Raw genomic sequence first — 12,411 nt, 5'->3', positions numbered from 1 at the left:
TGTCACCGCAGCGTGGCGGTGACCACCTCGCCGGTGTCCGTGCCGGCGCGGGCCACCGGCTCACCCGCCGGTGACCAGATCCCCGAACCACCCGCGGCGCGCGCGTACCCGCCCCCTGTCGACCCGGCGAAACTCGCCGTCGCCACCCACACGCCGTGCGCGGCGGCGACCCGGCGGGCGCGTTCGTCCGGCACCGCCGCGTCGTCGGCCGACTCCAGCACCCCGGCCAGGTAGGCGTCCGCGCCGAGCGCCACCGTCGCCGCCGCGTGCTCCGGCGTGCCGGTGTCCTTGCACACCGCCAGGCCCAGCCGCCAGCCGTCCACATCGAGCACCGCCGGCTCCCGGCCCGGCCGCATGTGCTGCGGCTCCGCGCCACCCAGGCACATCTTCCGGTACGCCACCCGCACGCCCTCGGCGTCGACCGCCAGCACCCCGATGTGCGGTCCGGGCACCGGCGCGCCGGCCAGCGCCAGCGTCCCGGTCTCGGCGCACGCCGCGCGCAGCGGCGCGAGCCGGGGATCGTCCGGGTCCAGCGGCGCGGCGTCCAGTTCGTACCCGGTCAGTGACATCTCCGGGAAGAGCACCACGCGGGCCGCGGCGGCGCGCACGGCGTCGGCGTGCCGTGCCGCGTTGCCCGCGACGTCGCCGGAGCGGGTGAGCGGCTGGGCGACGGCGATCCGCAACGGCGTACGCATGGCGTACACGATAATGGTTTCCATGACGCGTGGTCGTCCGCAGCTTCGCCCCGTAACGTTGGTCGGATGATCGGAAACGCACAGCTGCTCGCCGGCCCCCGGGTGAGCGCCGCGCGGGCGGCAGAGCCGTCCGGTGACGGAGTGACCGGCTGGGTCACCGGCCTGATGGAACGGCTCGGCGGTCCCGGCGCCGGCCTCGCGGTGGCGCTGGAGAACCTGTTCCCGCCCATTCCCAGCGAGGTGATCCTGCCGCTGGCCGGCTTCACCGCGAGCCAGGGCAGGATGAGCCTGGTCGGTGCGATCGTCTGGACCACGATCGGGTCGATCGTGGGCGCGCTGGCGCTCTACTACATCGGCGCGGCCCTCGGGCGGGACCGGATGCGCGCCCTGGCCGAGCGGCTGCCGCTGATCAAGCTGGAGGACGTGGACCGCACCGAGGCGTGGTTCCTGCGCCACGGCGTCAAGGCGGTGTTCTTCGGCCGGATGATTCCGATCTTCCGCAGTCTCATCTCCATTCCGGCCGGGGTGGAACGCATGCCGGTGCCGGTGTTCCTGCTCTACACCGCGCTGGGCAGCCTGATCTGGAACACCACGTTCGTGCTCGCCGGGTACTTCCTCGGCGAGCAGTGGCACGTGGTCGAGGCGTACGCGGGCACGTTCCAGAAGATCGTGATCGTGGCCGTGGTCGCCGGGTTCTGCTGGTTCGTGGTCAGCCGGGTCCGCCGCTCGCGCCGGAGCGCCCTCGCGGCGGAGGCGGCGCCGACGCCGGAATCGGCGCCGGAGTCGGCCCGGCAGGGCACCGTCTACCGCGGCGGCTGGTACGGCCGCGAGGAGGACTGAGCCGGGCAGGGCGGATAGAGCGGGCGGGTGCCGGCCCCGGCGGCCCGGGCGGCCTGGTCGCTGAACCGGCAGCCGAAGTCCGGCGCCGCCACCGCGCGCCGGTCGGTGACCGCGTCGCCGGCCGGGCGCTTGCCGGTGCGGACCCAGCGGGTCAGGTCGTCCCAGGCGGCGCCGGCCTCGGCCGGGCTGAACTCGCAGTGCTGCGCGGTACGCACGGCCCGCTGCACCAGCAGCCGGGACCGGCCGTGCCGGGCCACGTCCCGGGCGTACGCCTGCTCCATGCCGAACGGCACGAACAGGTCACCGAGGCCGTGCAGGCTCAGCACCGGCGCGGTGGGCCGCCCGGCGATCCGGGGCACCTCGGTCAGACTCGGCGAGAGCCGCTGGCGCAGGTTCTCCGGCGCGACCCGCTGCACCGTCGCGTTCAGGTCGACCGGCTGGTTCGGCGCGTACCTGGTGAACAGGTTCGTGGCGAGCTGGCCGGGCCGCCGGGCGGGGGAGCCGTCCGCCTCGCTGACCGCGATGCCGAACAGGAAGTCCTTCCAGACCGCGAACGCGGCGTCGGCGCCCGGCCGCGGCCCGCCGGAGCGCTCCACGGTGACCGCGCGCAGCTGCTTGCCCAGGTCGTTGGTGGTGTCGGGGCCGCCCGGAGCCAGTCCGGCCAGGCCGAGCGTGACCTGGATCCGGGGCACCGCCGAGGTCAGGTAGTCGGGCGGCGTCGGGTACGCGCGCACCCCCGCGAGGGCCTGCGCGACCAGGTTGTAGTCCAGGAAGAAGTCGAACAGCTCCTGGTCGCCGAGCACCCCGCACATCGGCAGCGCACCGGCGTAGAAGCCCGGGTACTGTTCCAGCGAGCGGCCGATGACGTGACCGCCCATCGACACCCCGGCGATCAGCACCCGGTGCGGGCGCCGGACGGTACGGCTGAACAGGTCGGCCAGGGCGCGGGTGCTGCGCACGCCGGAGCGCACGTCGTAGCCGTTGCGGTCGTACGACGACGACGCCCACGCGTACCCCTGGGTCACCAGGCGCTGCCGCAGGTCGAAGCCGGGCGGCTCCGGCGACAGCTCGGTGCCCTGGCCGCGGTAGCCGTGCGCCCACATGACGAGGTCGCCGTTCCAGTGCTCGGGGATCTCGATGACGTACCCGGCGTTGGCGTGCACGCCCTGCCGCACGGTGGTGGCGGCGCCGCCGACGACCAGTGGCGGCAGCGGTGGGTTGACGATGGTGTAGCCGGGCAGCGGGCCGCTGCCGTCGTCGCGTCCGGTGGCGGCGGCGGGGGCCGCGCCGGTGAGGCCGAGCGTCAACGTGAGGGCCACGCCGACGGCGAGCAGCCGGCGGCGCACGGGTGAGGGCTGCATCGCTGCTCCCCCGGGGGGACGGTGCCACCCCGGGACGGGGGTGACGACGCGGGACGGATGCCTACCGGCCGGTAGCGCCCTGAACCTAGGCCGGGCGTCGAGAGCTGTCAATCACTGACCGACCGCTCGGTCAGCGCCCGTCCCGCGTGCCGCTCACACCACGCCGTGCGCCAGCATCGCCTCGGCCACCCGCCGGAACCCCTGGATGTTCGCCCCGGCCACGTAGTCGCCCGGCAGGCCGAACTCCTCGGCGGTCGCCCAGCACCTGTCGTGCACGTCCCGCATGATCTCGCGCAGCCGCTGCTCCGACTCGCCGAACGTCCACGTGTCGCGGCTGGCGTTCTGCTGCATCTCCAGCCCGCTGACCGCCACGCCGCCGGCGTTGGCCGCCTTGCCCGGCGCGAACCGCACCCCGGCCCGGCCGAGGATCCGCACCGCCTCCGGCGTGGTGGGCATGTTCGCCCCCTCCACCACCGCGACGCAGCCGCCGGCGACCAGCGCGGCGGCCTCCGCGCCGCCGATCTCGTTCTGCGTGGCGCAGGGCAGCGCCAGGTCGCAGGGCACCTCCCAGACGTTGCGGTCCGGGACCGCCACGGCGTTGCGGGCGTGCCCGGCGTACTCGGCCAGCCGTCCCCGGCGCTGCTCCTTCAGCTCCCGCAGCAACGCCAGGTCGATGCCCTTCTCGTCGACCACGTAGCCGCCGGAGTCGGAGCACGCCACCACCGTGCCGCCGAGCTGGTGCACCTTCTCGATCGCGTAGATGGCCACGTTGCCGGAGCCGGACACCACCACCCGCTTGCCCTCCAGGCTGTCCCCGGCCTGGCGGAGCATCTCGTCGGCGAAGAACACCGCGCCGTACCCGGTCGCCTCCCGGCGCACCTGCGCGCCCCCGTACGCCAGGCCCTTGCCGGTGAGCACGCCCGCGTCGTACCGGTTGGTGATCCGCTTGTACTGCCCGAACAGGTAGCCGATCTCCCGGCCGCCCACCCCGATGTCCCCGGCCGGCACGTCGGTCTGCGGGCCGATGTGCCGGTACAGCTCGGTCATGAAGCTCTGGCAGAACCGCATCACCTCGCGGTCGGAGCGACCCTTCGGGTCGAAGTCCGCGCCGCCCTTGCCGCCGCCGATCGCCAGGCCGGTCAGCGCGTTCTTGAAGATCTGCTCGAAGCCGAGGAACTTCACGATGCCCAGGTAGACCGACGGGTGGAAGCGCAGCCCGCCCTTGAACGGGCCGAGCGCGCTGTTGAACTCCACCCGGAAGCCGCGGTTCACCCGCACCCGGCCCTGGTCGTCCTCCCACGGCACCCGGAAGATGACCTGCCGCTCGGGCTCGCAGATCCGCTCGACCACCTCGGCGTACTCGGGATGCCGGGCCAGGGCCGGACCGATGCTCTCCAGCACCTCACGGACCGCCTGGTGGAACTCGGGCTCTCCCGGGTTCCGGGCGACCACGCCGGCGAACACCGACTCGACGGTCTCCGGCATCACGGGCACCTCCTCTCGCCTGGGCCGCAGACCTGCTGGCCTGCGTCGCCCCAGGATACGAACGGTCTGCGCGATCAGGTTCACTGGTCGCCGTGGACGCCACCATCTGGACAACGGCGCGGGACGCGCGCGCCTGGCTGGACGCCGCGAACGGCCGCGGCGACACCGAGCTGACCTGTCGCATCCTCAAGATCGGCGAGGAGGCCGGCGAGGTCGCCGCCGCCTGGATCGGGATGCTCGGGCAGAACCCGCGCAAGGGGGTGACGCACACCCGCGAGGAGGTCGCCGCCGAACTCGCCGACGTGGCGTTCACCGCGCTCGTCGCCATCGAGAGCCTCGGCCTGGACGCCCACGCCGTGCTGACCACGTGCGCCGACAAGGTGCGCTCCCGTACCGCTGCCACGGAAAAGGAGTGAACCGACCGGGAAACGGACACGTATGACCCGTTGGGGACCGGCGAGAGGGGATGACCATGACCACATCCGAGGATGAGCCCGGCCGGACCCGACCCCGCTGGTCCGGCGCGGCCCGCCTGCTGGCCGCCGCCGCCGCGCTGGTGGTCGTGCTCGGCGGGGTGGCCGTGGCGGTGACGCTGTCCAACCCGGGCCGCCTCGGCGTGGTCTTCTCCGGCGGCGCGCCGCCGTCGCCCGCCACCGGCGCCGGAGGTGTCGGCGCGGCCGAGGCCGCCGGAGCGCAGACGCTCGCCGAGCCCCGGGGCGGCCGGCAGCGCGCCGAGTTCGAGCTGGCCGACGGTCTGACCAGGTTCACCCTGCGGGCCGCCGACCTCGGCGACGACCTCTACCGCATCGACGTGCCGGAGGACGGCGGCGTCACGCCGCGCCCGCAGATGGTCGGCGACCGGGTCCGCCTGCGGGTCGAGGAGAACGGCCGTCGCGGTCCGGCCGCCGTGGACGTCGTGCTCAACTCCCGGGTCACCTGGCGGCTACGGCTCGTCGGCGGCGTCAGCGAGCAGCGGCTCGACCTGGGCGACGCCCGGCTCGCCGGGATCGACCTGGTCGGCGGCGCGTCGCGGACCCGGCTGCTGCTGCCCCGGCTGAACGGGTCGCTCACCGTCCGGATGACCGGCGGGGTCAGCGAGCTGACCGTCACCGTGCCCGGCGGGCCGCCGGTGCGGGTGCGCGTCGCCGCCGGGGCCGGCTCGCTGACCGTCTACGACGAGCGGCACGGCGGGATCGCCGCCGGTGACCTGGTCAGCTCACCGGGCTGGGACCGGGCGGCCGAACGGCTCTACCTCGATCTGGCGGCGGGCGCGAACGCGGTGAGCGTCACGGCGGACTGAGCGTACAGTCGGGGCGGTGGACCGCACCGAATCCCTGCCCGCGCAGACGCTCCCGCCCGGCGTCGGCCCGACCGACCCGGGCAGCGTGCTGCTGCCCGGGCACGACGTCCCCCTCGGCCGCTACACCACGGTGCGCCGGCTGCTGCCCCAGCGGCAGCGCCGGATGGTCGGCGCCTGGTGCTTCGTCGACCACTTCGGGCCCGACGACGTCGCCGACCGGCCCGGCATGGAGGTGCCGCCGCACCCGCACACCGGCCTGCAGACCGTCACCTGGCTGCTCGACGGCGAGATCCTGCACCGCGACAGCCTCGGCAACGTCCAGCCCATCCGCCCCGGCCAGCTCAACGTGATGACCTCCGGGCGCGGCATCGCGCACTCCGAGCGCTCCCCGCTGGTGCACCCGCCGCTGATGCACGGCGTACAACTCTGGGTGGCGCTGCCCGACCCCGCGCGGGCCGGCGACCCGGACTTCGCCCACCACGCCGACCTGCCCCGCCGGCGCGACGGCGACCTGGATGTCACGGTGCTCGTCGGCGAGTTCGGCGGGCAACGCTCGCCCGCGGTCGTGCACACCCCGCTCGTCGGCGCGCAGCTCGAGGCCCGCGGCGCGGCGCCGGCCACGCTGCCGCTGCGCCCCGATTTCGAGTACGCGCTGCTGGCCATGTCCGGCGCCGCCGACTGCGACGGCGTGGCGCTGGCCCCCGGCGCGCTGCTCTACCTGGGCCTCGGGCGAAGCGCGCTGACCCTGAGCGCCGAACCGGGCACCCGGCTGCTGCTGCTCGGCGGCACTCCGTTCGACGAGCCGCTGGTGATGTGGTGGAACTTCGTCGGCCGCTCGCACGAGGAGGTGGTGGCCGCCCGGGAGGACTGGATGGCCGGCCGCCGCTTCGGCGTGGTCGCCGACGACGCGGCGCCGCCGCTGCCCGCGCCCGCGCTGCCCACCACCCGGCTCAAGGCCCGCGACCGCAGCGGCGGCGTGTCCCGCTGACCGTCGTACCCGAATGCCGGGCCGTCGCCTGGGTAGTCGGCGGCATGCCGACAAAGACCGCCCCGCGCGACGTCGCGGACAAGAAGCGGCTCGCCCGCCGGCTCGCCGGGGACGGCCGCGGGTTCGCCGAGTGCTTCGGGTTCCGGGTGACGAACAACCCGGCCCAGCTGTTCCAGGTCCTCTACCTGTCCGTCCTGCTGGCCCGCCGGGGCGACTTCCACCGCGCGATCGACGCGGCCACGGCGCTGCGGGACGCCGGGTGGGACACGGCGGCGCGGATGGCCCGCTCGCGCCACGAGGACCGGGTACGCGTGCTGCGCGCCGCCGGGCTGCGCGGCGACCTGGCCGGGCTCGCCGACACGCTCGGCGACCTGGCCCGCACGGTCGTCGACACGTACCGGGGCGACCTGCGCCGGCTGCGCACCGCGGCGCGTCAGGACCCGGCGGGGGAGCGGCGGCTGCTGACCGCACTGCCCGGAGTGGACGACGAGGTGTGCGACCTGTTCCTGCGTGAGGCGCAGGCGCTGTGGCGCGAGGCGGCGCCGGTGGCCGACCGTCGAGCGCTCGCGGCGGCCCGCCGGCTCGGCCTGGGCCGTACCGCCGGTGACCTCGCCGGGCTGGCCGGCAGTGGTGAGTCGGAACAACTGTCGTGGCTGGTCGGAGCGCTGGCGCGAGTGGAGCTGGAACGCCGGTACGCCGAGGTGACCGCCTGAGCGCGTACGTGCGCCCGGACACAGTTCCGCGAATCTCACCCGTTCGGCTGATGTTGCGTCGTATGATGATCGTGGCAGCGATGCCCGCCCGGTTCGGGCGAACATCTCACCGCCTCGCGGTCGCGACCCGGTTCGGGCGTGAACCGCGGGGGACAGGTGCTGCGTGGCGCCCCAGGTCGCGGTTCGTGACCCGGGGCGCTCGCCTGTCCGGGCTGCGCGACCGGCCACAGAGGAGCCCAGCTTTTCCGCACGCGCAGAGGCCGGCGGCCGTGTCGCCCGCCGGCTCTCCCGCCGTGCTCAGATGCCGCGCAGGTGCTGCGACACGCGCGGGTGGTTGTCCCGGGCCTGCGCCGCGCGCTGCGAGCGGCTCACCTCCGGGGCCGCGTCGATGCCGGCCGAGCGGGCCACCTCGGTGCCGTTGGCGTAGTCCACCGGGGGCAGCGCGCGCAACGCCCGCAACACGTCCGGCGGCGCGCCCTCCCGCTCCGCCTCGCGGATGACGTCGTCCTTCCCGGCCGGGTAGTCCAGCGCGGACAGGTACTCCAGGACATCCGAGTAACTCGCCATCAGTCGGGCTCCTCGCGGCAGTAGTTGGGGTCACGACCGGGCGGCGGTTACCCGCCGCGCCGCCGCTCACGCCCGCCGCCACCGGAAAACCTGCCGCCCCGTCGCAACCGTTTCCGCCGCGCCGGGGCGGGTAGCCGCGCTGGGCGCACCGAAGGGGGTACCACCGATGCACTACCTGACGTTCGTGGGCCGGGTCGCCCGGCTCACCGGCACCAGCGAGGACCGCGCCGCCACGCTCACCGCGGCCACCCTGGAGACGTTCGCGCAGCGGCTGACCGGTGGCGAGGTGCTTGACCTGGCCGCGCAACTGCCGAAACCGCTGCAGGGGCTGCTCAGCCCGTACCCGCGGGACGAGGCGGCCGAGCGGTTCGGCGCGGCGGAGTTCGTGGCCCGGGTCGCCCGCCGGGCGGACTGCGACGAGAACACCGCCCGCGACGCCGTACGCGCGGTGTTCACCACGATGCGCGAGGCGATCGGCGGCGGCGAGTTCCAGGACGTCGTGGTCCAGTTCCCGCGCGACTACCGCGACATGGTGGAACCGGCGCTCGCCCCGGCCGCCGCGCGCCGGCGCTGACCGCCCACGATCAGGCGATCACACCGTCCGCCCGCAGCGCGGCGATCCGGGCGGCGTCCACCCCCGCCTCGGCGAGGACCTCGTCGGTGTGCTCGCCCGGCCCCGGCGGCGGGCGCCGCACACTTGTCGGGGTGGCCGAGAAACGCGGCGCGGGCGCCGGCTGGGTGACCCCGTCCGGCGCGACGAAGGTGTCCCGGGCGCGCAGGTGCGGGTGCTCGGGCGCCTCGGCCCAGTCGAGCACCGGCGCCACGCAGGCGTCAGTGCCGGCCAGCAGCTGCGTCCACTCGTCCCGGGTACGGGTGCGGAACAGCCGCGCCCAGGCGGCCCGCAACGCCGGCCAGTTCGCCGGGTCGTCCCGGTCCAGCGCGTCGCCGCTGTCCGGGCCGTCGTCGCCGTCCAACGGAAAACCGGTGAGCCGGACCAGTTCGGCGTAGAACTGCGGCTCCAGCGCGCCGACCGCCACGTACCGCCCGTCGGCGCACTCGTACGTGTCGTAGAAGGGCGCGCCGCCGTCGAGCAGGTTCACACCGCGCGGGTCCTGCCACAGCCCGATGCCGCGCAGCGCGTGGATCTGGGTGGCCAGCACCGAGACGCCGTCCACGATGGCGGCGTCGACCACCTGGCCGGGCGCGCCGCCGCGTACCGCGTACAGCGCCGCGACCACGCCCAGGGCCAGCATCATGCCCCCGCCACCGAAGTCGCCGAGCAGGTTCATCGGCGGCACCGGACGCTCACCGGCCCGGCCCACCCCGTGCAGCGCCCCGGTCAGCGCGAGATAGTCGATGTCGTGTCCGGCGCTGTGCGCGAGCGGGCCGTCCTGCCCCCAGCCGGTCATCCGCCCGTACACCAGGCGCGGGTTGGCGGTGAGGCAGTCGTCCGGGCCGAGGCCGAGCCGCTCGGTCACCCCGGGCCGGAAGCCCTCCACCAGCGCGTCGGCCCGGGCGGCGAGCGCCAGCACCAGGTCACGGCCCGCGGGCTGCTTCAGGTCCACCGCGATCGAGCGGCGGTTGCGGTTCAGCAGGTCGCCCGGGAACGCGCCGAACCCGCCGCCGCCGGGCCGGTCGATGCGCACCACGTCGGCGCCGAGGTCGGCCAGCATCATCGCCGCGAACGGCCCGGGGCCGATCCCGGCCAGCTCGATCACCCGTACGCCGGTCAGCGGTCCCTGGACTGTCACCTGCGTCACCATAGGGGCCGCGGTGACCAGGCGCCATGCCCTGAGCCGCCGCCCAGTCTGTTGACCAGGGCAAGCATCCGTGTCCCGACTTGGCGTCCGGTCCGGCGGTGACCTAGCCTTGTCCAGGCGAGGGGAGTACTTCCCAAAAATCATTCCGGTCAGTACGGCAAGCCGCCGAGGCGAGCCCCGGGTGGTTGCCCACGGAAACGTGGGTGAAGGAGACCTCGAACATGACACGGTGTTCGAGGAGGTTCCATGCCCGAATTGTCCCCGCTGGCTGCGGCCGAACTGTCGTCGGTCGGCACGCCCACGCTGTGGGCGGTGACGATCGTCGGCGTGCTCGTGCTGCTGGTGCTCGACTTCCTGGTCACCCGCAAGCCGCACGAGGTCTCCATCCGTGAGGCCCTGGGCTGGTCGGCCTTCTACATCGCGCTGCCGCTGGCGTTCGGCGCCTGGATCTGGTCCCGCTGGGGCAGCCAGCAGGGCATCGAGTACCTCACCGGCTACCTGGTCGAGAAGTCGCTGTCGGTCGACAACCTGTTCGTCTTCATGCTGCTGCTCGCCGCGTTCGCGGTGCCCTCCGTCCTGGCCCAGCGGGTGCTGCTCTACGGCATCGCGGGCGCCCTGGTGCTGCGCGGTGTGTTCATCGCGCTCGGCGCCGCCGCGCTCAAGACGCTCGACTTCGCCTTCCTGCTCTTCGCGCTCATCCTCGTCGCCACCGCGGTGAAGCTGCTGCGCGACGCCCTCAGCGGGCACGAGCAGGAGGTCGACATCAACAAGATGCGGTCGGTGCGGCTGCTGCGCAAGGTCATGCCGGTGGTCGACGAATACCACGGCACCCGGATGACCATCCGGCAGAACGGCCGCCGGGCGCTCACCCCGTTCGCGCTCGTCGTGGTCGCGGTGCTGGCCACCGACATCGTGTTCGCCGTCGACTCGGTGCCCGCCGTCTACGGCATCACCGAGGACCCGTACCTGGTCTTCGCCACCAACGCCTTCGCGCTGCTGGGCCTGCGGGCGCTCTACTTCGTGCTGCACGCCGCGCTGAGCCGGCTCGTGCACCTCAGCTACGGCCTGGCCGTCATCCTGGCGTTCATCGGCCTCAAGCTGGGCCTGCACTGGGCGCACGGCATCTGGGAGGGCGTGCCGGAGATTCCGACGCTGGCCTCGCTCGGCGTGATCATCGGCGTCCTGGTGATCGTCACCATCACCAGCCTCCGGGCCACCCGCAACAGCGGCGACGGCCAGCGCACCGTCGTGCACGAGGTGCAGGGCGGAGGCGGCGCCTGACTCGGTGGGAACCGCTGCCCCGGCACGGCCGGCGGTGGTACGACTGACGGGTGGGAATCGTCTCGCCGGGCTTCCAGGGCCGGCCCCGTTCGTCCGCGACCGACCTGCCGCCGGGGCAGTACCTCACCGAGGACTTTCCCGTGCTCTCCGCCGGCCCGACGCCGCGGGTGCCGCTCGACACCTGGGAGTTCGTGCTGACCAGCGAGACCGGCGCGGAGTACCGCTGGTCCTGGGACGAGATGATGGGCCTGCCGCAGGACACGCCGACGGTGGACCTGCACTGCGTCACCCGCTGGTCCAAGCTCGGCACCACCTGGCAGGGCGTCTCCCTGGACACGCTGCTCGACGGCGTCGACACCACCGCCCGGTACGCGCTGGCGCACTCCTACGGCGGCTACACCACCAACCTGCCGCTGGACGACCTGCGCGGCGGGCGGGCCTGGGTGGTGCACACGTACGACGGGGGGCCGCTGCCGGCCGAACACGGCGGCCCGGCGCGGCTGCTCGTGCCGCACCTGTACCTGTGGAAGTCGGCGAAGTGGGTGCACGGCATCCGGCTGCTCGTCGACGACCGGCCCGGCTTCTGGGAGACCGCCGGCTACCACGACTACGGCGACCCGTGGCGCGAGCAGCGCTACCAGGGCGACTGAGGTGACCGCGCAGGCGCAGGGCCGCCGCGTCGCGCCGCTGATGTGGCGGGTGGCCCGGCTGGTCGAGCGGCGGATCGAGACGCCCACCGCGCAGACGCTGGTGCTGGACGTGCCCGGCTGGCCCGGCCACCTGCCCGGGCAGCACGTCGACCTGCGCCTGACCGCCGAGGACGGCTACCAGGCGGCCCGGTCGTACTCGCTGGCCGGCCCGGCCGACGGTGAGCGGATCGAGGTGACGGTGCAGCGGGTGCCCGACGGGGAGGTGTCGCCGTACCTGACCGACACCTACGCCGAGGGCGACCCGATCGAGGTGCGCGGGCCGGTCGGCGGCTGGTTCGTCTGGCGTACCGACGAGACCGCGCCGGTGCTGCTGGTGGGCGGCGGATCCGGAGTGGTGCCGCTGATGGCGATGATCCGCGCGCGCCGGGCCGCCGGCAGCCGCACCCCGTTCCGGCTCGTCTACTCGGTGCGCACCCCGGACGACGTCATCTACGCCGACGAGCTGCGCCGCCGCGCCCGCGACGACCAGGGCCTGGACGTCGCGTACGTCTACACCCGCGCGGCGCCCGACGGCTGGCGCGGCGAGCCGCACCGGATCGGCCTCGCCGACGTGAACAGCCACGGCTGGCCGCCGGACCTGGAGCCGCTCTGCTACGTCTGCGGCCCCACCGGATTCGTGGAGACAGTGGCCGACCTGCTGGTGGGGCTGGGCCACCCGACCCGGCGCGTGCGGACCGAACGGTTCGGCCCGACCGGCTGACGACCCGAGGA

At 74.3% G+C, this 12,411-nt stretch carries 14 protein-coding genes; 9 read left to right on the top strand and 5 right to left on the bottom strand.

The genetic code is table 11. The features are described 5' to 3' along the window. Nucleotides 1–2 precede the first annotated feature (2 nt). A complete protein-coding gene (locus A4R25_RS08225; protein WP_064446179.1) occupies nt 3–695 on the bottom strand; it encodes a carbon-nitrogen hydrolase family protein in 693 nt (230 codons plus the stop codon). A 66-nt stretch (nt 696–761) separates the two neighbouring features. Here A4R25_RS08225 and A4R25_RS08220 point away from each other — a divergent pair, with 66 nt between their 5' ends. Next, nucleotides 762–1,535, top strand: a complete 774-nt coding sequence (locus A4R25_RS08220; RefSeq protein ID WP_064446178.1) for a DedA family protein — start codon at nt 762–764, stop codon at nt 1,533–1,535. On the opposite strand, the gene A4R25_RS08215 is transcribed toward A4R25_RS08220, so the two are convergent. Continuing rightward, entirely contained in the window at nt 1,499–2,896 is a 1,398-nt protein-coding gene (locus tag A4R25_RS08215; RefSeq protein ID WP_064446177.1) for an alpha/beta hydrolase, read from the bottom strand. The genes A4R25_RS08220 and A4R25_RS08215 overlap by 37 nt on opposite strands. A 153-nt stretch (nt 2,897–3,049) precedes the next feature. Further along, on the bottom strand, nt 3,050–4,381 hold the full coding sequence (gene gdhA / locus A4R25_RS08210) for an NADP-specific glutamate dehydrogenase (RefSeq protein WP_064446516.1): 1,332 nt from the start codon (nt 4,379–4,381) through the stop codon (nt 3,050–3,052). A gap of 92 nt (nt 4,382–4,473) precedes the next feature. Here gdhA and A4R25_RS08205 point away from each other — a divergent pair, with 92 nt between their 5' ends. The 4 genes from A4R25_RS08205 to A4R25_RS08190 are packed head-to-tail and all read left to right on the top strand — an operon-like array spanning nt 4,474 to nt 7,382. Further along, nucleotides 4,474–4,797 carry a MazG-like family protein gene (locus A4R25_RS08205; protein ID WP_043324595.1) on the top strand — a complete coding sequence of 108 codons (324 nt, stop codon included), beginning with the start codon at nt 4,474–4,476 and terminating at the stop codon, nt 4,795–4,797. A 56-nt stretch (nt 4,798–4,853) separates the two neighbouring features. After that, nucleotides 4,854–5,681, top strand: coding sequence for a hypothetical protein (locus A4R25_RS08200; protein ID WP_064446515.1), 828 nt, complete (start codon nt 4,854–4,856; stop codon nt 5,679–5,681). 16 nt (nt 5,682–5,697) lie between these two features. Then, complete coding sequence (locus A4R25_RS08195) at nt 5,698–6,669, top strand: pirin family protein (protein ID WP_064446176.1); 972 nt, start codon at nt 5,698–5,700, stop codon at nt 6,667–6,669. A gap of 44 nt (nt 6,670–6,713) precedes the next feature. Continuing rightward, nucleotides 6,714–7,382, top strand: a complete 669-nt coding sequence (locus A4R25_RS08190; RefSeq protein WP_064446175.1) for a hypothetical protein — start codon at nt 6,714–6,716, stop codon at nt 7,380–7,382. A 297-nt stretch (nt 7,383–7,679) separates the two neighbouring features. Here the strand turns inward: A4R25_RS08190 and A4R25_RS08185 are convergent, their stop codons facing one another. Continuing rightward, on the bottom strand, nt 7,680–7,949 hold the full coding sequence (locus A4R25_RS08185; protein ID WP_030502657.1) for a DUF2795 domain-containing protein: 270 nt from the start codon (nt 7,947–7,949) through the stop codon (nt 7,680–7,682). 166 nt (nt 7,950–8,115) lie between these two features. On the opposite strand from A4R25_RS08185, the gene A4R25_RS08180 reads away from it, so the two are divergent. After that, nucleotides 8,116–8,523, top strand: a complete 408-nt coding sequence (locus tag A4R25_RS08180) for a DUF2267 domain-containing protein (protein ID WP_064446174.1) — start codon at nt 8,116–8,118, stop codon at nt 8,521–8,523. 10 nt (nt 8,524–8,533) lie between these two features. Here the strand turns inward: A4R25_RS08180 and A4R25_RS08175 are convergent, their stop codons facing one another. Next, nucleotides 8,534–9,712, bottom strand: coding sequence for a CaiB/BaiF CoA-transferase family protein (locus tag A4R25_RS08175; RefSeq protein WP_043324590.1), 1,179 nt, complete (start codon nt 9,710–9,712; stop codon nt 8,534–8,536). Between the two features lie 243 nt (nt 9,713–9,955). Between A4R25_RS08175 and A4R25_RS08170 the strand changes: the two genes are divergently transcribed. The 3 genes from A4R25_RS08170 to A4R25_RS08160 are packed head-to-tail and all read left to right on the top strand — an operon-like array spanning nt 9,956 to nt 12,400. Then, complete coding sequence (locus A4R25_RS08170; protein ID WP_064446173.1) at nt 9,956–10,990, top strand: TerC/Alx family metal homeostasis membrane protein; 1,035 nt, start codon at nt 9,956–9,958, stop codon at nt 10,988–10,990. Nucleotides 10,991–11,040: 50 nt separating this feature from the next. Next, a complete protein-coding gene (locus A4R25_RS08165; protein ID WP_043324587.1) occupies nt 11,041–11,640 on the top strand; it encodes a sulfite oxidase-like oxidoreductase in 600 nt (199 codons plus the stop codon). Nucleotides 11,641–11,680: 40 nt separating this feature from the next. Further along, nucleotides 11,681–12,400 (top strand): ferredoxin reductase, encoded by a 720-nt coding sequence (locus A4R25_RS08160; protein ID WP_176722796.1) that lies wholly within the window; start codon nt 11,681–11,683, stop codon nt 12,398–12,400. Nucleotides 12,401–12,411 lie beyond the last annotated feature (11 nt).

The sequence above is a fragment of the Micromonospora sp. NBRC 110037 genome (assembly GCF_001652995.1).
GTDB lineage: Bacteria > Actinomycetota > Actinomycetes > Mycobacteriales > Micromonosporaceae > Micromonospora > Micromonospora chalcea.
Note: the sequence above shows the minus strand (reverse complement) of the source record. Positions and strands in the feature narration are given on the sequence as shown.